This window comes from Allobosea sp., assembly GCF_017308075.1.
GTDB lineage: Bacteria > Pseudomonadota > Alphaproteobacteria > Rhizobiales > Beijerinckiaceae > Allobosea.
In genome coordinates, this window is sequence record NZ_JAFKFX010000023.1 from 1 (window position 1) to 18,951 (window position 18,951).

The window sequence follows — 18,951 nt, forward strand, 5'->3', positions numbered from 1 at the left end:
ACCTTCCACAAGACGGACGGCACGCTGATCGGCGATCTCGACGATCTGCCGTTCAATCAGCTCACCGATCTGACGACGGTCTGGGACGCCGTGGCGCAGAACAGCGAGAGCTGGGTCTGGGACGTCACGCTCGACCCGGTCTCCGGCCACCCGGTCGCGACCTTCGCGACCTTCTCCAAGCCGGACCCCGCACATACCGATCATTTCTACCGTCAGGGTCGCTGGAACGGCTCGGCCTGGGTGGTCAAGCTGATCGCGGCTGGAGGCGGCTCGCTCTATCCGCTCGACTCCGTGCCATACGAGTATTCATATTCGGGCGGTGCGGTGAGCAATCCGGCCGATCCCAACGTCGTCATCTGTTCGCGTGAGGTTAATAGCGCCGGCGCCGTCGTCACCAATGATCAGGGTGTTCACCACCTCTTCAAGGCGGTGACGGCTGATGGTGGCGACAACTGGACCCTGACGCAGCTCACCTTCGGCTCGGCCAAGCATTTTCGGCCGTTCATCCCCGAGGGCAGCAGCAGGGCGTTCTTCTGCCGCGATCGTCTCCCGGGCGGTTACATCGGCTGGGAAGAGTACGGGACGGTGATCGACAGCATGCCGATCGCGGGGGCTTGATCATGACGAAACGGCGCTGCGCCTCGCGCACCGACTCGATCGACTTTGGTTATGGGGACACGTTCTCCGTCACCTCTGACGCAGACGGAAAAGTCAGCAAGGGCGGCTCGCAAGGCCTACTGCGCGCGATCCGCAATAACGCGATGGAGGTCGGGTGATGATTACTGATACTAAAATGGAGGGGTACACCCCCCTCCATCCAGATTGGGCCGCAGATTGTCCTGGCGTGGCGTCTCGTCGTATCCGGGATGAGTCCCATTTCCAGGACGTGATTCCGCCAAGGCATCCGCTTCCAGCCGCGGTCGATGATGCTGCGGCAGCCCTAGTTGGCGTTGAACTACACGCCTTCTACCAGAACGATGGAGTTGTCCGTCAGCGGTTGACCTGATTATCTAGATAATATTTTAAAACAATATTCTAAATTCATTTGAGGCCGAACATGCTTTACGATCCTGATGATCCGAAGATGGCGGGCTATGTTCCGCTTCAGGCTTTCCGCGATATGGACGCCTCGAAATCGAGTCGGCGCATCCGTGAGAAGAGCGATGTCAGCCCTGTTTCGATGCTTAAGATCAAAGAGCTTTTTGAGGATCTTAATAATTTTGCGGACGACACAGCAGCTGCCATCGGCGGCATCGATATTGGTGAGCTCTACCGGACTGACTCAATCGTGAAAGTGCGTGTCGACTAATAACTCTACATTTATTTTTGATAATATTTTTAGGTGTTTCATGAGATTCATTGATAATGCGAAGGAAGCCCTAATCAAGGGCTATGTCGCCTGGCTTGTCTATATTGGAACTGCGGCGCAGCTCATCTTCGAGTTCGGATTGAACCAGAGCCTACCCAGTTGGACTGTGGTCCTGCTCCTGGTTCTGATTCTGATCGGACGCACCGTGAAGCAGGAAAGCGTCTCGGGCCCGGCTGCGCCGGAAGTCGAGTTCACCGGGGAGCATGCCGGATGAACCCGTTCAAGGCACTCCAGCGCTTCCTGGAATTGTTTTTCAGCAATAAGCCGGAGACCCAGGCTCCCGCTCCAGCATCCAAGCCGAAGCCGGCCAACCAGGTCACGCCGATGACGATCTGCGCCTCTAGTTACCCGTTGGCTGCGTCTGTTTTGTAGGCTAATGTCGGCCGACATGGGCAAGATCTGGGTCAAGGAATTTACGGGCGGTCTGGACGCCCGCCGGCTCGAGGAAACGACGGCCGGCGGTGTGCTGATCCTCGCTCGTGATGGGCACATCAACCGCGGCGGCGAGTTCGAGCAGCGCGCCGCGTTCAAGAAGGTCTACATGCTCCCGGCCGGCGCGACGAAGGGCCTGGCCGCCACCGCGGACAGTCTCTACGTGTTCGGACCCTCGGCGGCACCGGCCGGCATGCCTTCCGGCGTGGCCTACCAGCAGATCGCAGCGCCAGACAGCGCCGACCTGACGAAGGTTCTCTCGGCCACGCTGTTCGAGGGGAAGCTGTTCGTAGCCGCGCGTTACGCCGACGGCGACGTCTTCAATTTCTTCAACGGCGCGCAAGTGACGGCGCTTAAGGCGGGCACGACGCCCGGCGTCTTCGCGTTGACTGTGAAACAGAAGGTCTATGTGGCGTCCGGCGCCAACCTGTTGTTCTCGGCGATCGCCAACGCCACGGATTTCGATACCGGCACGGGCGCTGGCTTTATCGACATGTCCACGCAGGCCCGCGGCTCGGAACAGCTGACCTCGCTTGCGGCCTACCAGCAGTACATCGCCGTCTTCGCAGGCCGGACGATCCAGATCGAGTTCGTCGACCCCGACCCCGCCAACAACCGGCAGGTCCAGGTGCTCAACAACACGGGCACGCTGGCGTCACGGTCGGTCATCCAGTTCGGCGACAACGACGTCTACTATCTCGACCGCTCCGGCATCCGCTCGCTGCGCGCCCGGCAGACGATCAACATCGCCGTGTCGTCCGACACCGGCAACCCGATCGACGACCTCATCATCGCCAAGCTGAAGACGCTGACGGAGGCCGAACGCTCCAACGCGATCAGCGTGATCGAGCCGGACGACGGCCGTCTGTGGGTCGCGCTGAAGGATGAAATCTACGTCTTCAGCTTCTTCACGGGGTCCAAGGTCAGCGCATGGACGACGTACTCGCCGGGCTTCAACATCGACGACATGGTCGAGTTCGATGGTCGCATCTACCTGCGATCTGGCGACGACATCTACGCATATGGCGGCATCGGCGACACCCTCGAATACGACGACAGCGTCGAGGCTGAAGCCTGGTTGCCGTTCCTCGACGCGAACGAACCGACGCAGAAGAAGCGGTTCGATGGCGTCGACGCGGCCTGCCGCGGCACATGGGAAATCCGCGCCAGCTTCGACCCGCAAAACGGCGCGTCCGACAAGGCCGCGACGATCGTCAACACGACCTACGGCGAAGACCGCATCCCCATCGTTGGCGAAGCGACGCATATCGGCCTGCGCTTCAAGGCCAAGGGCCGCGCCGCCGATGGCGGGCCGGCGGTTCTCGGCTCGGTCGTCATCCATCACGACATGTCCGATGATGAAGATTGAACCCGCGACGGCCAGGGACGTCTGGCAAGTCGCCGTGAAGATGCGCAGCGCCGACTACGAAGAGTTCTCGGCCGTCTCGTTCTCTCGCAGCCGCGCCGAGCTCGCCGAGGATCTGGCCGCCCGCTACGGCGACAGGCACGACGTCCTGGTCGCGTACCGGGGCGAGACGCCGGCCTGCATTGGCGGCTTCATCATGGCACGGCCGAACGTCGTCACGCTGTTGTTTTTCGCGACAGACGAGTTCCCCCATATCGGCCTCGGCATCACGCGCTTCATCCGCCAGAACCTGTTCCCCAAGCTCGAACAGGAGGGCGTGCATCGCTTCGAGGCCGTTTCGCTGGCGACGCATAGCGAGGCCCATAAGTGGCTCGGCGTGCTCGGGCTGACGGCAGAGACAGGGCCGATGCTCGACTACGGCCGGGACGGCGAAGCGTTCATCCAGTTCGCCAAGGTGCGCGATGTCCAAGATCACCGATAAGGACGTGTTCGCTGCAACAGCAAACGGCGATGGGACCTACAACGGCTTCAAGCTGGCGCAGTGGCTTTACGAAGCCACTACCGGGAAGCCACTGAGCGACGAAGACGCCAAGAAGCTGGTTGCCGAAGCGCAGGAGAAAGCCAAAGCGAGGCGCGATGTTCGTTCGCCTGGCTCTTGAAGAGGACATCCCGGCGATCGTCGAGCTCGCGCGCCAGAACTGCGAGCTGTCGACGCCCTACCTGACATTTGCCCCGGATCGCGTCGTCGAGACATGCCAGCAATATCTGAACACGGCCAATCCGACGATCTTCGTGTGTGAGGATAAGCGGAAAGTCATTGGGATGCTGGTCGCGACGATCAGCCAGTACCGGCAAGCCGAGGGTTTGTACACGACGCAGGAAGTGCTATACGTGGATCGCGCGCATCAAGGCAGTCGCGCCGCCGTAGTCCTGACAAAGCATCTCATCGCATGGAGCGAACGGCTCGGAGCGATAGAGATCACAGGTGGGAACGACAACGACTACAAATCCGAGCGGACGGCCAGGTTCCTCTCGCACTTCGGATTTGAGCGTGTCGGCTTCTTCATGCGGCGGATGATGTAGATGGGCAAGAAGGGCGGCAACAACGAGGCGGCGCAAGCGCGGGCCGACGAGCAGGAACGCCAAAACCGCATTCGTCAGGGCACGTCCAAGATCAACGAGATCTTCAGCGGCCGCACGATCGGCGACGGCCAGCTCGGCGCCGACGCAGTCTACGATCCGACCAAGACCTATTACCTGTCGGACGGCTCGACTTGGAGCCCAAAGCCGACGAGCGCGTCGACCGGCAGTGCCACGACGCTTACCGGCATGTTCGGATCCGGCGGTGCCGCGCAGGGCGGCGCGCAGGCTGGCAACCCCGCGCACAGCAGCGGTGCATTGGACCGCCCCGAAGAGAGCACCCTATCGGCCGCTGACCAATTTCGGCAGTCGCTCGGCGGCGGGTTGTATTCGGGCGTGAAGCAAACGTCCGGCTTCAACGATGACTACTTCGACAAGCAGAAGCAGTCGTTCCTCGACTACGCGACCCCGCAGCTCGAGGATCAGTACGGCGACGCGCAGAAGCAGCTCACCTTCTCGCTGGCGCGCTCCGGCCTGCTGGACAGCTCCGTTCGCGCCGAGAAGTCGGCCGAGCTCCAGAAGAAGTACGATCTGAACAAGCAACAGATCGCCGACCAGGCGCTCTCCTATTCGACCGACGCGCGCAACAATGTCGAGAAGGCCCGCTCCGACCTCATCACCATGTTGAACGCGACGGGCGACGCGGAAGGCGCGGCCAACTCGGCCATGGCGCGCTCGCAGGCCCTGTCGCAGCCGCAGGCTTTCAGCCCGCTCACGCAGCTCTTCGCCGACTTCACGTCCGGCCTCGGGCAGCAGGCGGCATTCGAGCGCGCGAACTCCATGTCGCAGCAGTACAACCCCGGCGGGCCGCAGATCGGGCGCTACAACACCGGCCTGTTCGGCAACACCAAATCCGTGGTCGTGGGCAAGTAGGGAGGCTGACTTGTGCGATCCGCTCACCATTGCAGGCGTCGTCCTCACCGGAGCCTCGGCCGCGGCGAACTCGGCTGCGCAGTCCAGCGTCCAGAAGGCGCGCGACGACGCGATGGCGGCCGAGCGCATCCGGCAGAAGGGCTTCGACCGCGAGGCCGACGCCACGAACGCGCACGCGCAGAATCAGTACGAGGATTTCGGCGGAAAACAGGACGAACGCGCGGCGAAGCTGGCTGACTACTTCAAGGGCCAGACCGCGGCACCCGTGACCGACGCCGGCCCTGTCGCCATGCCGGCCTCGTCTAGCAATGTGACGAACATCGCCACCGAGAAGGCGTCGTCTGACGCCAGGGCGTTCACGGACAGGCAGGGCGCCTCGCTCGGCCAGCTCCGTTCGTTCGGCGACCTGCTCGGCGAGTACGGCCGCGGCACGGCGCGCGACGCGATCACGATCGGCCAGATCGGCGGGTTCAAGAAGGGCTCGTCCGCGGTGCTGCCGTATGAGCTCGAGGCGGCCAACGGCAAGGGCGGCGGCATGAAGACCTTCGGCGACGTGCTGGGCGGCCTCGGCAAGATCGGCGTGAGCGCCGGCCTTAGCGGCGCATCGCTGCCCGGCCTCGGGGGTGGGGCGACAACCGGCGCCAATTTCGTATCCAACACGGCGTCGCCCTTCGCCTTCGGCTCCGGCGGCTACACTGGCTTCGGCCCTTTCATGAACCCCGGCGCGCAGTCGACCGGCGGCCTCTTCTCCTTGTTCCGGTAGGTGACGAATGGCGTCCCGCAATAACCCGTACCAGCGCGATCCGGCCCTTGCTCAGGCGTTCAACAATATCGCCAGCATGTTCGGGCCGCCGAGCGGCAGTGACGCAGCGGGCTTTGCTGCGGCCGGGCTCAATTCTGCCAAGCGCCAGCAGCTCCAGTGGCTCTTCGAGAACTCGGCCGATCCGACTGCGGCGGCGCGCTCGGCGCTGACCGGCGTCCAGACCTACGGCAACACGCCGGAGGGCTTCATGAAGAGCGACGCAACCACGCGACGCGGCCAGGACGTCAGCGCCTCCACTGCGCGCGAGAACAACATCCGCGACAACGCGCGGGCGATGGCAACGACGCGCTACGGCGCGATTTCGGCAGACCAATACCTGCCGGAGATGCCCGGTTCCGTGGCAAGCATGTACGGGCTGCCGGGAAGCCCCGCGCAGCGCGGCATTGTCAAACTTAACCAGAACCAGATCGCCGTTGGTCCCGACGGCTCGACGGTTTCCGGCATCAACCGGCCGCAGACGATGGACGAGTGGCAGGCGCAGCAGGCCGAACGCATGCGCACGGAGGGCGCGCTGCCCGACACCACGCTGGTCGACATCATTCGCGGCAAGCAGACGCCGGCCTTCACGGTTGGGCCTGACGGCAAGACGCCCGTCTATGTGGATCCCGGCCGGGCCATGCGTGAAGGACTTCCGGCTGTTGCGGCGCCGTCGAGCGCCACGGCGAAGCGCGATACCGGCACGGCGTTCCTGCCCGATGGCCGGCAGGTGCCCGTCACACGCTCGCCGGACGGCATGCAGTGGGTCGACCAGAGCGGCGCGCCCGTGCCGCCGGAAGCCAAGATCACGAACATGGCCACGCCGCAGGGCTCGCTCGACCAGGTCGGTGCGACCACGGCCAACAATTCGGAGGCCAACAAGCGCGGCGCCGAGGTCACGCGGACGCTCAACCTGCTCGACAGCTACGAGAAGCTGATCGACGAGAACCCCGGCGTGAACGGTATTGTCGGTCTTGTCCGCGGCACGGCGCAGAACGCGGCGCAAACCATCGCCGATCTGACGAATGCCTTCGGCAAGGACCAGCAGGGCGTGCAGGAGTTTGCGTCCGAACTGCGCGGCGGCCTCCAGCAGGTCGCGCCCGGCTTGTTCGACCCCAAGATCCCCGAGGCCGACTTCTACAAGGGCGCTCTCGCCTATGCGCTGGCCCGCACGGAGAACCCGAGCGGCGAGGTCAGCCGCCAGGCTTACGAGCGTGCCTTCGAGCGGCTTCAGGGCGGCGGCCTGCTGGCCAACCAGCAGAGCGCGAAGGCGCAGATCGGCGCGTTCCGCAACGTGCTGAAGCAGGAGCTCTCCGGCATCGGCGCGCTTCGCAATCCTGGTCAGGCGCGCACCGACACATCGAACCCGAACGGTGCAGCGGCTCCGACAGAGCGATGGGTTCGCGACGCAAACGGCAACCTGGTCAAGGCGCAGTAAATGGCCGAGCGCATCGTCGAATTTGAAGGTCGACGCATCTCGGTTCCGGCCGACGCAACCGACGCCGAGGTCGCGCAGATCCTGTCGGCGCAGGGCGGCGCGCCCGGCGCGCAGCAGTCCGCGCTACCGACGCCGGCCCCGCAGATCACGCAACCGCCCGCCCCAGCGGCTCCCGGCATCATGGACCGGGCTGGCAGCGCCATGCAGGCCGTTCGCCAGAACCCCGTCGTGGACGCAACGATCCAGGTGCCGTTCGGCGCGGCAAAGGGCGCCGCCGAAGTGGCGATGCTGCCGTTGACCGTGCCGCAGCTCGCGAAGGAAGGCGCCGACTACGGCTTCAAGCCCATCGTCGGCGCCGGCCTCGATGCGGGCGAGAACCTGGTGCGAAGCATCTTCGGCATGCAGCCGCTCGGCCCCGAAGAGCAGGCGCGCCGGCAGCAAGCGGCCGACGAAGCGCAGAAGCGCGTCGACGCGATCAACCCGGTCGTCCAGATCCCGAACGCCGTCCGCGGGCTTATCGAAATGCTGACGCCGAAGGCGCAGACGCCGTCCGGTCGCATCTCAAACCGCGTCGCGCAGGAAGTCGGCGCGATGGCCGTGCCCGTGGGCTATGGCATCAACAAGGCCAAGGTCGGCATCGAAGCGCTGCGCGAAGCCCCGACGGTGCTGTCGCGCATGTTCGCCGAGCCCGCAGCGGTCGGAGGCGCGAAGGCGCTGCTCCAGCGCGAGCTGCCGATCGCAACCGGCGCAGGTGCCGGCGCCGCGGCCACCAACGCTTTCGTTGGCACGGTCAACAAGGACACGGGCCAGTACGAGCCCGGCTGGGCCGATCTGTTCGGCGCGCTCGGCGGGGCCGGCGCGACCGGCCTGACGCGCTCGATCGCTGGCCCCGTCGGCACGGCCGCGAGCGCCGTGATGGGAAAGCCGAAATTCATCGACGGCGTCGTTCGCGACGTCTCGGTCGACGAGATCGCGCGCTCGGCCGGTTTGCAGGCCGACGTCCGCGGCGTCATTGACACCGCTCCGCTCGCGGACGGGATCGACGCCGGCCGCCGCGTTTCGGACGTCGTGCCGGGCTTCCAGGAGAGCCTGGCCGATCGCACCAAGAACGCCGGCCTCGCCGCGCTCGAGTACAGCCGGCAGAGCGGCGACAACGCCGGCCTGTTCACGAACCTGCGCAACGCCAACACCAAGGCCGTCGACACGGCGCTGCTGGACGTCAAGCCGCAGGGCCAGCCCGGCGCGATGCGCGAGACGCTGGAGGCCGAGCGCAACCGGCAGCTCACCGACATCATCATGCAGGCGCAGAAGGCCAGCGACAACGCCGCTGCCGCCGCCCGCGCCGCGCAGCCGGGAATGGCCGACGCCACGACCCGCGGTTCCGTGGCGCGCTCGGCACTTCAGGACGCCGCCGACGCCGCCAAGAGCAAAGTCGACGAGGCGTACCGCCCGATCAACGAAGCGACCGTTCCGGTCGACGTGGCGCCGCTGGCGCAACGCTTCGGCGCTGTAACGGAGAACCTGCCGGTCAACGATCGGCAGCGCTTCCTGCCGAGCGAAGCCCGCGTGCCGCAGCAGCTCGTCGAGCCGGCCGTCCCGCCGACGCCGAGCCCGATCCTCGGCCCCGACGGCGCGCCGATCATGCGCGAGGGCGCCCCGGCGTCGAGCGAAGTGCCGCTGAAGGAGATCACGTCGATCCGCTCCGGCCTGTCGCAGGACCAGCGCATGGCGCAGGCCGCCGGAGAGGCGCAGCGCGGCCGTGTCGCCGGCCAGTTCCAAGGCGAGGTCAACAAGTTCCTCGACGACGCCATGCCGCCGGAGCTGCGCAAGCAGTATGAGGACGCGAACGCCGCGCGCCGCGACTTCGCCGATCGTTTCGAGCGGCCGGGCACGGCGCTCCAGCGCGTGCTCCAGCGCCGCGAGGGCGGCGGCTATCAGCTCGACGACAGCGGCGTCACGCGCAACTTCACGCCGACCGATCAGGGCAACCTGACGGACTTCCGCGACGCGCTGCGGGAGGCCGGCAAGGACACGCGGATGCGCAGCGCCATCGCCGACGAGGTCGCGTCTGAAGCACAGCGCATGGGCATCATGGATCGCCCCGACGCGATGCGGCAGTTCCTGTCGGAGCGCTCGATCGTGCTCAACGAGTTCCCCGAGCTGCGCACCCGGCTCGGCGCAGTGGCCGACACCACGGAGAAGGCCGGCGCGGCGCGAGCGGCGCAGGGCGAGTTCGAGCGCGGCTACGGCACGCCGGAGAAGCCTGGCTCTAACAACGTCGGCCGGTATCTCCAGTACAGTGACGCGAAGTCCGACAGCGCCATGACGGAGATCCTGCGCGCCAAGGATCCCGCCAAGGCCGCCGACGAAATCATGAACTTCGCCAGGAACGACCCGAAGGCGGTCGAGGGCATCCGCACGTCGTTCTGGAGCCGCATGGAGGGCCAGTCGCGCCGCTCGGGCGAGACGACGGCCACGCTCGACGGCACCCAGCCGTGGATGCCGGGCAAGCTGAAGCAGTTCCTCGACGACCCGGCGAACGCAGCCGTGGCCGAGCGCCTGTACCGCGACAACCCGGAACACCTGAAGCGCATCCGCGAGATCGCCGACGCGATCCAGGGCGTCGACGTGCGCAACGCGGCCAAGGCGCCGAACTCGTCTGGCACGCCGCAGGGTCTCCAGTCCGGCCATCTGCCGTCCGGCGAGACGCTGGCGTCGCGCATCTTCGCCGTCGAGCGCGGCGTGGTCTCCCCGGCCTTCGCGGCGCTCAACATCGCCGGCATCATGGCGCGCAAGGCGACCAAGAGCGCGCAGATGAAGGCCGTCAACATGGCCATCGACCGCGCGCTGACCGACCCCGATTGGGCCGCCGCGCTGCTGCGCGAGAATAACCCGGCCAACCGCGCAGCGCTGCGGCAGGGCGCGAAGGGCTGGATGGGCAACGAGGCTTCGACGCTCGTCGATCTGCTCACGTCGGGCGGCGAGGACGACGAGGTCAAGGCGACGATCATGCGCGACGCGCCGCCACGCGGCGAGAAGCCGAAGACGCGGGACGCGACCTATGGCCAGTGAAATTCTGCGCCGCTACGCCGTCGGGGGCGCCACGCGCCCCGATAGCTTCTCCGGCCTGACGCAAGAGTTAACCGGCTCGCTCGCGGGCCTCTTCCAGGGCGCACCGCCCGAAATCCAGAACGTCCTGCGCATCTCGTCGGGATATCGCTCGCCGCAACGCCAGGCCGAGCTCTGGCAGGGCGCGCTGGCGAAGTACGGCTCCGAGGCCGTCGCGCGCAAATGGGTCGCACCGCCCGGCCGCTCGAACCACAACCACGGCCAGGCCGTCGACCTGAAGTACCTCGACCCGTCGGCCCTCGCTTGGGTGCGCCAGAACGCGAGCAAGTACGGTCTGCATTTCCCGCTCTCGAACGAGAACTGGCACATCGAGCCGATCGGTGCCCGCGGCGGTCAGGGCGTGCAGCCAGGATCGGCCGTCCCGATGATGGCGCAGGCCGGCGCCCCGCAGCCGGTCACGCCGGGCTTCCAGATGGACGCCGCGCCGGCCGCTATGCCGGGGCCGGTCTCGCCGCTCGCCGGCATGTTCGCCGCGCAAGCCATCGATCTGGAGCAACAGAAGCGGCGCGAGGAAGAGCAGGCCGCCGAGACACAACGCCGCGCTGCCCTGTTCGGCGGGCCGTCTCCGTTCGGCTAGAGGCCGAGCGTCCGCAGCAGGAAGGCGATGAAAGTCGCCAGATCGTCTCGAAAATAGATCGCCAGCAGAATGGCTGGCGCCGCCAGCGCCAGGCCCTGCAAAACGTAACCTGCTGACATCAGCGCGATTAATAGAACCGAGGCGCGCTTGCCCGAAGTATCAGTCTGCATTGAACCGCCCCTCCAAGAGTGCTCCAAATAGTGCTCCATAGGCCACCATACGGACAAAATTTAGGTCGGCGCCAGAGGAAATTCCTCAATGATTTGATGGTGCTGCGAGAGAGGATTGAACTCTCGACCTCTCCATTACCAATGGAGTGCTCTACCACTGAGCTACCGCAGCCCTTCGTTCTCCAGATAGCTACCCCGGAAGTTACCCCGGCGCAAGCGGGTTCTGGAAAAACCCTTTATTCTCAATCTCGTCGCCCAGCGGAGCCGCTCCTTACCAATGGAGTGCTCTACCACTGAGCTACCGCAGCAGGATCGTGCCGTCTGCGCCCGGCCCTTGAAGGGCTTGCCGGCGCCGCGTCGTTCCGAAGCGGCGTCCTGATGCCACAAGCCCCGCCCCGACGCAACCTGTTCCGCGCATATCCCTGTGTCTGAATTTGAGGGGCTGTGGAATCTTGCCGGTGAGGAGGGGTTCTCTGTCCGCAGATCGCAGCGTGCCGCGCCGCCGCGCGCCTTCAATCGGGCAGCAGCAGGCGCTGGTCGATGCGGAAGAGGCGGCCATCGCCGAGGATATGGGCGCAAAGCCCGAGGCCGAACAGCGGCCGGAAGGCCGCGTCGCGGACATTGAGGCCGCCGGCATAGGCGCCCATCGCCGGCATCACGCAGCGCGTTGCGGAGAGCACGAAGCACCGCCGGCGCAGCGCCCGGCCGCGCATCCGGACCTTGGCGGCGGGATGCAGATGCCCGGCGATTTCCGGAAGCATTGCCGCGTGGCTCGGCTCGTGCCGGAGCGCGACGCCGGAGATTTCGAGTTCGTCCAGCACCGTGCCGCCCATCGCGGCCGAGATCTGAGGATCGTGATTGCCGCTGATCCAGAGCCAGTCGCGGCCGGCCTGGAGGGCGCGCAGGCTCGCAAGGCAGCTGTCGTCGATCCGCGCTTCGGCGCCGCGATCATGGAAGCTGTCGCCGAGCGCGATCACGCGCGCCGGCTGGTAGCGCGCAATCGCCGCACCCAGCAAAGCGAGCGTCGCGGCCGAATCATAGGGCGGCAGCAGGACGCCGCGGGCGGCATAGGCCGAGCCCTTCTCCAGATGCAGGTCGGCGACGACGAGGGTGCGCTCATCCGGCAGGTAGAGCGCGCCGGAGAGATCGGGGACGAGCGCGAGCCGGCCGAGCATGGAGGCCTCGGCCGCGGCGCCCGTCATCTCTCTCGTCGCCAGGTTCACGCCATCGCCTCTTCGAGCATGCTTGCTTCCGCCTCGGCCAGGATCTCGTCGGCCGCCTCGCCACTGACCGCCTCGCGCCCGATCTCGAGCATGACCGAGACCGAGAGCGGCGAGACGTGATCGAGCGGCTGATGCACGATTCGCCCGCTGATCCGTGTCAGCATCTGACCGAGACGGCCGATATCGAGCAAGCCGGTCGCGGCGTCGGCACGCGCGGCGCGCAGCAGGACATGGTCGGGCTGGTGCCGGCGCAGCACATCATAGACCAGGTCGGTCGAGATCGTGACCTGCCGCCCGCTCTTCTCCTGGCCGGGGAAACGCCGCTCGATCAGGCCGCCGATCACGGCGCAGGAGCGGAAGGTGCGCTTCATCAGCGCCGATTCCGCCAGCCATTCCTCGAGATCGTCGCCGAGCATGTCCTGCGAAAAGAGCTCGTCCAGCGAGAGCGCTCCACGCGCGATCGCCGCCGCCATATCGCCGAGCGTCCAGACGGCGATGCCATAGTCGTTGCAGACGAAGCCGAGCGGCTTCAGTCGCGCCCGTTCCAGCCGCCGCGTCAGCAGCATGCCGAGCGTCTGGTGGGCGAGACGGCCCTCGAAGGGATAGGCGACGAGGAAGAAGCGCCCGGTGCGCGGAAAGCTCTCGACCAGCAATTCGCCCGGCTTCGGCAGGCGCGATTTCAGGCGCTGCGCATGCAGCCAGGACGAGACCTCGTCCGGCAGCTTCGCCCATTCCTTCGGCGTCGCCAGGATGGTGCGCACGCGCGCGGCGAGAAAGGTCGAGAGCGGGAACTTGCCGCCGGCATAGGAGGGGATTTTCGGATCGGTGCCGGCGGCGGTGCGCGAGCAGACCACCTCGTTCTCGACGATCCCTTCGAAGCGCAGCACCTCGCCGGCGAAGATGAAGGTGTCGCCGGGCGTCATCGTCTCGGCGAAATACTCCTCGAGTTCGCCGAGAACGCGTCCGCCGCGGCTGAGCATCTGCTGGCCGCCGGGGCGCGCCGGGCGCGAGCGCCCGAGCCGGACCTTGAGCATGGTCGATTCGACGATGGTGCCGACATTCATCCGGTATTGCTGGATGGTCTGGGCGTTGCTCGCCCGGTAGAGCCCGTCCTTGCCACGGCGTAGCTTGGCGAAGCGCTCATAGCTCTTCAGCGCATAGCCGCCGGTCGCGACGAAATCGACGACGGCGTCGAAATCGGCGCGGTTGAGATCGGCATAGGGCGAGGCCGTCAGGACCTCCCGATAGAGCGCGTCCGGCTCGAAGCCGTCGGAGCAGGCGACCCCGAGCACATGCTGGGCGAGCACGTCGAGCGCGCCGATGCGCGGCTCCGGCGTGTCCTGCGCCGCCTCCGCCACCGCATCGAGCGCGGCGCGGCATTCGAGCAGTTCGAAGCGGTTCGACGGTACGAGGAGCGCCTGCGAGGGCTCGTCCATGCGGTGGTTGGAGCGGCCGATGCGCTGCATCAGCCGGCTCGCGCCCTTGGGCGCGCCGACATTGATGACGAGGTCGACATCGCCCCAGTCGATGCCGAGATCGAGCGTCGCCGTACAGACGACTGCTTTCAGCTTCCCGGCCGCCATCGCCGCCTCGACCTTGCGGCGCTGGCCGACATCGAGCGAGCCGTGATGCAGTGCGATCGGCAGCGTCTCCTCGTTCACGCGCCACAGCGCCTGGAACATGAATTCGGCCTGCATGCGGGTGTTGACGAAGACCAAAGTCAGCCTGTGCGCGCGGATCGCGGCATAGATGTCGTCGACGGCATGGGCGGTGATGTGGCCGGCGAGCGGTAGCCGGCGGCTGGTCGCCATGATGCCGATCTGCGCCTTCGCGCCGCCCTGGACGGTGACGAGGCCGGACGGCGTGCCCGAGCCGCCGAGATAGGCCTGGAGATCGGCGGGCTCGCGCACCGTCGCCGAGAGGCCGACCGCGCTCATCTTCGGCGCGAGGCCGCGCAGGCGGGCGAGGTCGAGCGAGAGCAGGTCGCCGCGCTTGGAGGTCACCAGCGCGTGCAGCTCGTCGAGCACGACCCGGCGTAAGGATGCGAAGAACGGTTTCGCATCGCGATGCGAGACCAGGAGCGCGAGTTGCTCGGGCGTCGTCAGCAGGATGTCGGGCGGGCGTTCGATCTGGCGGGCGCGCTTGGCCGGCGAGGTGTCGCCGGTGCGGGTCTCGACCTTGACCGAGAGCCCCATCTCGCGGATCGGCGCCCCGAGATTGCGGGCGATGTCGACGGCGAGCGCCTTCAGCGGCGAGACATAGAGCGTGTGCAGCCCATCGCGCACGCCGCCGCGCTCGGTCAGCTCGACCAGCGAGGGCAGGAAGCCGGCGAGCGTCTTGCCGGCGCCGGTCGGTGCGACCAGCAAGGTCGAGCGCCCGGCCCGAGCCTCTTCCAGCAGCGCGAGCTGATGTGGCCGCACGTTCCAGCCGCGGCTGGCGAACCAAGCCGAGAAGGCAGGGGGAAGGGGGGAGGCGACCGCGTCCATGCGCCGACAGAGATAGGCCTTTTCGAACGAAAAGGGAACGGTAGGCTCGCCTCATTCTGGGGCGATGCGCAGTGACGGCCCGACAATCTCGTGAGGACGTCGGCCTCAGCGCTCCGCGACGACGATCAGCCCCGGCACAGGTTCGCCGCGGTCCATGCGGACGCTCTGTGGCTCGACCAGCATGGGTCTCAGCCGGGCCTGGCTGAGCGCTTCCCTGATCCAGCCTTCGGCATGGGCGAAACGACGATCCCGGCCGACAATGATGCCGGCGCCCTGATGACTCTGCACCGTGAAGGCAAGGAGGCCGCCCGTTTTGAGCACGCGCGCGCTCTGATGGAAACTCGGAGCAAGGTCTCCGAGATAGATGAAGACGTCGGTGGAGACGATGAGATCGGCCGATGCGTCGGGCCGGCTCGCCAGGAAGGCGGTCAGGTCCGCAGTGGCGAGCTTGTCGTAGAGCGGGCTGCCATCGGCGCGCCTCTTGGCTTGCGCTTTGGCGATCATTCGGGGTGAGAGGTCGCAGCCGGCGAGGAACCCTGTCTCGGCGCGGATGGCTTCGCCCATCAGGCCGGTGCCGCAGCCGAGATCGAGGGCGCTTCCGAACTGGAAGGGCCCGCTGGCCTGTGCGCAATGGCGCACCAGCGCCTGCTTCAGCAATGCCGGGCCCTGATATTGCAACTTGCCGACGAGGTGGCTGTCGAAGCGCTCGGCATAACCGTCGAACAGCGCGCCTGAAAAACACTCCGAGGTCGCCTGCTCGGCGGCGAGCGCGCCGATGCGGGCGAGGTCGAGCCTGGCGCCGAGACGGTCGCTCGGATCGAGGTCGAGATATTGCCGCCAGGCGGTCGCGGCCTCCTCATTGTGCCCGAGCGCCTCCTGGGCCAGGCCATAGAGATGCCAGGCAGCGGTGAAACCGTAGTTCTCGGCGAGCGTTTGATCGAGGATGTCAAGCGCCGCCTGCGGATCGCCGGCCTTCAAGGCCTTCTCGGCCCAGGCATAGCGGCGGTCGAGACGATCGTCGCCGGAACTGGCGGAGTACACGCTGCTGCCCTTTTCGATCATGCTGCGGGTTTAACGGAGGTGCATGACACAGGCCAGATGATGAAGCCTTCCGATCTGCTGATTCCGACACCGGCCGGGCTCTACTGCCCGCTGGCCGATATCCATATCGACCCCGTTCGTCCGGTGGCGCGGGCACTGATCACCCATGGCCATTCCGATCATGCGCGCGCCGGCCATGGCGCGGTCCTGGCGACATCAGAGACGTTGGCGATCATGGCGCTGCGCTATGGCGAGGCGTTCACCGGCTCGCGGCAGGTGGCGGCGCCCGGCGAAACCACTCGCATCGGGGAGGTCGATTTCCGCTTCGTCCCGGCCGGCCATGTCCTCGGTTCGGCGCAGATCGTGGTCGAGCACAAAGGTCTGCGCATCGTCGTCTCCGGTGATTATAAGCGCGAGCGCGACCCGACCTGCGCGCCCTTCGAGCCGGTCATCTGCGACGTCTTCATCACCGAGGCGACCTTCGGCCTGCCGGTGTTCCGCCACCCGCCGGCGAGCGCCGAGACCGCCAAGCTGCTCGATTCCGTCCGGCTCTTTCCCGAGCGCACGCACATCGTCGGCGCCTATTCGCTGGGGAAGGCGCAGCGATTGATGGCGCTGATCCGCGAGGCCGGCTACGAGCGGCCGCTCTTCATCCATGGCGCGGTCGAGAAGATCACCGAGCTCTACCAGGCCGAGGGCATCCCGCTCGGCGATGTCAGAAAGATCGAGCCCGGCGACCGCAAGGCCGAGGGACGCAAGGCATTTGCCGGGGAGATCGTCATCTGCCCGCCGAGTGCCATCCAGGACCTCTGGTCGCGCCGCTTCCCCGATCCCGTCACCGCCTTCGCCTCGGGCTGGATGCGGATCAGGGCCCGCGCCCGCCAGAAAGGCGTCGAATTGCCGTTGATCATCTCCGACCATGCCGATTGGGACGATCTCCAGGCGACGATCCGGGAGGTGCAGGCCGGCGAGATCTGGATCACCCATGGCGAGGCCGAGGCGCTGGCGCATTGGTGCGGCACTGTCGGGCTCAAGGGCATGCCGCTGCATCTCGTCGGCTATGGCGACGAGGGCGAGGCCGAGCCGGAGGGAAAGCCGGCGGAGGCGTCCGCATGAACCGCTTCGCCTGGCTGCTCGACCGCCTCGCCTATGAGCCGCGCCGCAACGGCAAGCTCGCGCTGATCGCGGACTATCTGCGCACCACGCCCGATCCCGATCGCGGCTATGCGCTGGCGGCGATGACCGGCGGGCTGGTCTTCCAGAACGCCAAGCCCGGCCTGATCCGCGCGCTGATCGCCGAGCGCACCGATCCTGTCCTTTTCGCGCTCTCCTACGACTATGTCGGCGATCTCTCCGAGACGGTCGCGCTGATGTGGCCGGCTCGGCATGGCGCCAACGACGTGCCGCATCTGCCCGATGTCGTCGCCGGACTGCAAAAGTCCGGCAAGACCGAGATGCCGCGCCTGATCGCCTCCTGGCTCGATGCGCTCGACGAGACCGGGCGCTGGGCCCTGCTCAAGCTGATCACCGGCGCCCTGCGCATCGGCGTCTCGGCCCGCCTTGCCAAGACCGCCGCCGCGAGCCTCGGCGGCATTCCCGCCGACGAGGTCGAGCAGGTCTGGCATGGGCTGGAGCCGCCCTATACCGCGCTCTTCGCCTGGCTGGAGGGCAGGGGCCCACGCCCGGAAGCGAGTGACCCCGCGCCATTCCGCCCGGTCATGCTCTCGCATGCCATCGAGGACGGCGATTTCGACAAGTTCGACGCGGCCGAATTCGCGGCCGAATGGAAATGGGACGGCATCCGCGTCCAGGCCGTTGCCGGCACGAGACCCGATGGCGGCCGCACCGTTCGTCTCTATTCCCGCACCGGCGAGGAGATCGGCGCAGCGTTCCCGGATCTCACCGAGGCGCTGACGCAGGACGGCGCGCTCGACGGCGAATTGCTGGTGATGCGCGATGGCACCGTCCAGAGTTTCAACACCCTGCAGCAGCGGCTCAACCGCAAGCAGGTCACCGCGAAGATGCTCGCCGGGTTCCCGGCCCATATCCGCGTCTATGACCTTCTCGCCGAGGGCGACGAGGATCTGCGTGAGCTGAGCTATGTGGAGCGGCGCGTCCGGCTCGAAGCTTTCCTCGGCAGGCTGGGGAGTACGCGCTTCGATCTTTCGCCGCGCATTCCGTTCGCCAGCTGGGAAGAGCTGACGGTGGCCCGCGCCGATCCTGCTTCCGCCGGAGCTGGAGGCGATGCGGAGGCCGTCGAGGGCTGCATGCTCAAGCGGCTTGATTCGCCCTATCTGCCGGGCAGGCCGAAGGGCTACTGGTACAAGTGGAAGCGCGATGCGCGGCTCGTCGACTGCGTGCTGATGTATGCCCAGCGCGGCCACGGCAAGCGCTCCTCCTTCTATTCCGACTATACTTTCGGCGTCTGGCGGGTCGGCGAGACAGGCGCGGACGAGCTCGTTCCTGTGGGAAAGGCCTATTTCGGCTTCACCGACGAGGAGCTGATCGAGATCGACCGCTATGTCCGCAAGAACACGGAGAATCGTTTCGGTCCGGTGCGCGAGGTCACGCACACGGCTGTGAGCGGCCTCGTCTTCGAAGTGGCCTTCGAGGGGTTGCAGCGCTCGACGCGGCACAAATCCGGTCTCGCCATGCGCTTTCCCCGGATCAGCCGCATCCGCTGGGACAAGCCGCCGGGCGAGGCCGACCGGATCGAGACGCTGGAGGCGCTGCTGCCGGGCTAGATCGCCGCGCGTCCGTTCGGACGCAGTCACGGTGATCTATCTCAGTGCTATCGCATCGGAGTTTTCCGAAAAGCGAAATCCACTTTTCGGTCCGATGCTATAAGTCGTCCGGAGCTTCTCCGGCGTTCCCGGGCGGCGCCAGATCGGGCCTGGAAGGCGACGAA

At 66.6% G+C, this 18,951-nt stretch carries 19 protein-coding genes, 1 tRNA gene and 1 pseudogene; 16 read left to right on the forward strand and 5 right to left on the reverse strand.

Going from position 1 to position 18,951, the window contains the following annotated elements; all coding sequences use genetic code 11:
- From J0J10_RS00950 to J0J10_RS01015, 14 genes and pseudogenes are all read left to right on the forward strand, one after another.
- Positions 1-618: pseudogene (locus J0J10_RS00950) on the forward strand (BNR-4 repeat-containing protein); the annotation flags it as partial.
- Between the two features lie 2 nt (positions 619-620).
- Complete coding sequence (locus tag J0J10_RS00955) at positions 621-776, forward strand: hypothetical protein (protein ID WP_291644507.1); 156 nt, start codon at positions 621-623, stop codon at positions 774-776.
- Between the two features lie 281 nt (positions 777-1,057).
- On the forward strand, positions 1,058-1,309 hold the full coding sequence (locus J0J10_RS00960) for a hypothetical protein (RefSeq protein WP_291644509.1): 252 nt from the start codon (positions 1,058-1,060) through the stop codon (positions 1,307-1,309).
- A gap of 40 nt (positions 1,310-1,349) precedes the next feature.
- Complete coding sequence (locus J0J10_RS00965) at positions 1,350-1,583, forward strand: hypothetical protein (protein WP_291644511.1); 234 nt, start codon at positions 1,350-1,352, stop codon at positions 1,581-1,583.
- Positions 1,580-1,741: a hypothetical protein gene (locus J0J10_RS00970; RefSeq protein ID WP_291644513.1), complete on the forward strand. Its 162-nt coding sequence runs from the start codon at positions 1,580-1,582 to the stop codon at positions 1,739-1,741. Before J0J10_RS00965 ends, J0J10_RS00970 begins: the two co-directional genes overlap by 4 nt.
- A gap of 16 nt (positions 1,742-1,757) precedes the next feature.
- Positions 1,758-3,170 carry a hypothetical protein gene (locus J0J10_RS00975; protein ID WP_291644515.1) on the forward strand — a complete coding sequence of 471 codons (1,413 nt, stop codon included), beginning with the start codon at positions 1,758-1,760 and terminating at the stop codon, positions 3,168-3,170.
- Positions 3,160-3,648, forward strand: a complete 489-nt coding sequence (locus J0J10_RS00980; RefSeq protein ID WP_291644517.1) for a hypothetical protein — start codon at positions 3,160-3,162, stop codon at positions 3,646-3,648. The genes J0J10_RS00975 and J0J10_RS00980 overlap by 11 nt, the downstream gene beginning before the upstream one ends.
- Positions 3,629-3,826: a hypothetical protein gene (locus J0J10_RS00985; protein WP_291644519.1), complete on the forward strand. Its 198-nt coding sequence runs from the start codon at positions 3,629-3,631 to the stop codon at positions 3,824-3,826. The genes J0J10_RS00980 and J0J10_RS00985 overlap by 20 nt, the downstream gene beginning before the upstream one ends.
- The gene (locus J0J10_RS00990; RefSeq protein WP_291644521.1) at positions 3,804-4,250 is read left to right on the forward strand and encodes a GNAT family N-acetyltransferase; all 447 of its coding nucleotides are present in this window, start codon (positions 3,804-3,806) and stop codon (positions 4,248-4,250) included. The genes J0J10_RS00985 and J0J10_RS00990 overlap by 23 nt, the downstream gene beginning before the upstream one ends.
- Positions 4,251-5,180 (forward strand): hypothetical protein, encoded by a 930-nt coding sequence (locus J0J10_RS00995; RefSeq protein WP_291644523.1) that lies wholly within the window; start codon positions 4,251-4,253, stop codon positions 5,178-5,180.
- A 10-nt stretch (positions 5,181-5,190) separates the two neighbouring features.
- Complete coding sequence (locus tag J0J10_RS01000; RefSeq protein ID WP_291644525.1) at positions 5,191-5,943, forward strand: hypothetical protein; 753 nt, start codon at positions 5,191-5,193, stop codon at positions 5,941-5,943.
- Between the two features lie 7 nt (positions 5,944-5,950).
- Entirely contained in the window at positions 5,951-7,417 is a 1,467-nt protein-coding gene (locus J0J10_RS01005; RefSeq protein WP_291644527.1) for a hypothetical protein, read from the forward strand.
- A complete protein-coding gene (locus J0J10_RS01010) occupies positions 7,418-10,489 on the forward strand; it encodes a hypothetical protein (RefSeq protein ID WP_291644529.1) in 3,072 nt (1,023 codons plus the stop codon). It begins immediately after the preceding gene.
- Positions 10,479-11,123 (forward strand): D-alanyl-D-alanine carboxypeptidase family protein, encoded by a 645-nt coding sequence (locus J0J10_RS01015; protein ID WP_291644531.1) that lies wholly within the window; start codon positions 10,479-10,481, stop codon positions 11,121-11,123. Before J0J10_RS01010 ends, J0J10_RS01015 begins: the two co-directional genes overlap by 11 nt.
- Here the strand turns inward: J0J10_RS01015 and J0J10_RS01020 are convergent.
- The 5 genes from J0J10_RS01020 to J0J10_RS01040 form a co-directional block, all read right to left on the reverse strand.
- Positions 11,120-11,293, reverse strand: coding sequence for a hypothetical protein (locus tag J0J10_RS01020; RefSeq protein WP_291644534.1), 174 nt, complete (start codon positions 11,291-11,293; stop codon positions 11,120-11,122). The two genes, J0J10_RS01015 and J0J10_RS01020, sit on opposite strands and share 4 nt — an antisense overlap.
- A 97-nt stretch (positions 11,294-11,390) precedes the next feature.
- Positions 11,391-11,465 (reverse strand) — tRNA-Thr (locus J0J10_RS01025).
- Positions 11,466-11,805: 340 nt separating this feature from the next.
- Positions 11,806-12,495, reverse strand: coding sequence for a ligase-associated DNA damage response endonuclease PdeM (pdeM, locus tag J0J10_RS01030; protein WP_291645248.1), 690 nt, complete (start codon positions 12,493-12,495; stop codon positions 11,806-11,808).
- A gap of 17 nt (positions 12,496-12,512) precedes the next feature.
- Entirely contained in the window at positions 12,513-15,002 is a 2,490-nt protein-coding gene (locus J0J10_RS01035) for a ligase-associated DNA damage response DEXH box helicase (protein WP_291644536.1), read from the reverse strand.
- A 105-nt stretch (positions 15,003-15,107) separates the two neighbouring features.
- On the reverse strand, positions 15,108-16,043 hold the full coding sequence (locus J0J10_RS01040; protein ID WP_291644538.1) for a methyltransferase domain-containing protein: 936 nt from the start codon (positions 16,041-16,043) through the stop codon (positions 15,108-15,110).
- A 57-nt stretch (positions 16,044-16,100) separates the two neighbouring features.
- Between J0J10_RS01040 and J0J10_RS01045 the strand changes: the two genes are divergently transcribed.
- Positions 16,101-17,159, forward strand: a complete 1,059-nt coding sequence (locus J0J10_RS01045; protein WP_291644540.1) for a ligase-associated DNA damage response exonuclease — start codon at positions 16,101-16,103, stop codon at positions 17,157-17,159.
- Positions 17,156-18,787 carry a cisplatin damage response ATP-dependent DNA ligase gene (locus J0J10_RS01050; RefSeq protein WP_291644542.1) on the forward strand — a complete coding sequence of 544 codons (1,632 nt, stop codon included), beginning with the start codon at positions 17,156-17,158 and terminating at the stop codon, positions 18,785-18,787. The genes J0J10_RS01045 and J0J10_RS01050 overlap by 4 nt, the downstream gene beginning before the upstream one ends.
- Positions 18,788-18,951 lie beyond the last annotated feature (164 nt).

What these genes read in the sequence shown, in the direction of transcription:
- J0J10_RS00955 (WP_291644507.1), top strand. Translation starts at nt 621, where the DNA reads ATGACGAAACGGCGCTGCGCCTCGCGCACCGACTCGATCGACTTTGGT.
- J0J10_RS00965 (WP_291644511.1), top strand. Translation starts at nt 1,350, where the DNA reads ATGAGATTCATTGATAATGCGAAGGAAGCCCTAATCAAGGGCTATGTC.
- J0J10_RS01045 (WP_291644540.1), top strand. Translation starts at nt 16,101, where the DNA reads ATGATGAAGCCTTCCGATCTGCTGATTCCGACACCGGCCGGGCTCTAC.
- J0J10_RS00980 (WP_291644517.1), top strand. Translation starts at nt 3,160, where the DNA reads ATGAAGATTGAACCCGCGACGGCCAGGGACGTCTGGCAAGTCGCCGTG.
- J0J10_RS01010 (WP_291644529.1), top strand. Translation starts at nt 7,418, where the DNA reads ATGGCCGAGCGCATCGTCGAATTTGAAGGTCGACGCATCTCGGTTCCG.
- J0J10_RS01050 (WP_291644542.1), top strand. Translation starts at nt 17,156, where the DNA reads ATGAACCGCTTCGCCTGGCTGCTCGACCGCCTCGCCTATGAGCCGCGC.
- J0J10_RS00995 (WP_291644523.1), top strand. Translation starts at nt 4,251, where the DNA reads ATGGGCAAGAAGGGCGGCAACAACGAGGCGGCGCAAGCGCGGGCCGAC.
- J0J10_RS01035 (WP_291644536.1), bottom strand. Translation starts at nt 15,002, where the DNA reads ATGGACGCGGTCGCCTCCCCCCTTCCCCCTGCCTTCTCGGCTTGGTTC.
- J0J10_RS00975 (WP_291644515.1), top strand. Translation starts at nt 1,758, where the DNA reads ATGGGCAAGATCTGGGTCAAGGAATTTACGGGCGGTCTGGACGCCCGC.
- J0J10_RS00990 (WP_291644521.1), top strand. Translation starts at nt 3,804, where the DNA reads ATGTTCGTTCGCCTGGCTCTTGAAGAGGACATCCCGGCGATCGTCGAG.
- J0J10_RS00985 (WP_291644519.1), top strand. Translation starts at nt 3,629, where the DNA reads ATGTCCAAGATCACCGATAAGGACGTGTTCGCTGCAACAGCAAACGGC.
- pdeM (WP_291645248.1), bottom strand. Translation starts at nt 12,495, where the DNA reads ATGACGGGCGCCGCGGCCGAGGCCTCCATGCTCGGCCGGCTCGCGCTC.
- J0J10_RS00960 (WP_291644509.1), top strand. Translation starts at nt 1,058, where the DNA reads ATGCTTTACGATCCTGATGATCCGAAGATGGCGGGCTATGTTCCGCTT.
- J0J10_RS00970 (WP_291644513.1), top strand. Translation starts at nt 1,580, where the DNA reads ATGAACCCGTTCAAGGCACTCCAGCGCTTCCTGGAATTGTTTTTCAGC.
- J0J10_RS01005 (WP_291644527.1), top strand. Translation starts at nt 5,951, where the DNA reads ATGGCGTCCCGCAATAACCCGTACCAGCGCGATCCGGCCCTTGCTCAG.
- J0J10_RS01015 (WP_291644531.1), top strand. Translation starts at nt 10,479, where the DNA reads ATGGCCAGTGAAATTCTGCGCCGCTACGCCGTCGGGGGCGCCACGCGC.
- J0J10_RS01020 (WP_291644534.1), bottom strand. Translation starts at nt 11,293, where the DNA reads ATGCAGACTGATACTTCGGGCAAGCGCGCCTCGGTTCTATTAATCGCG.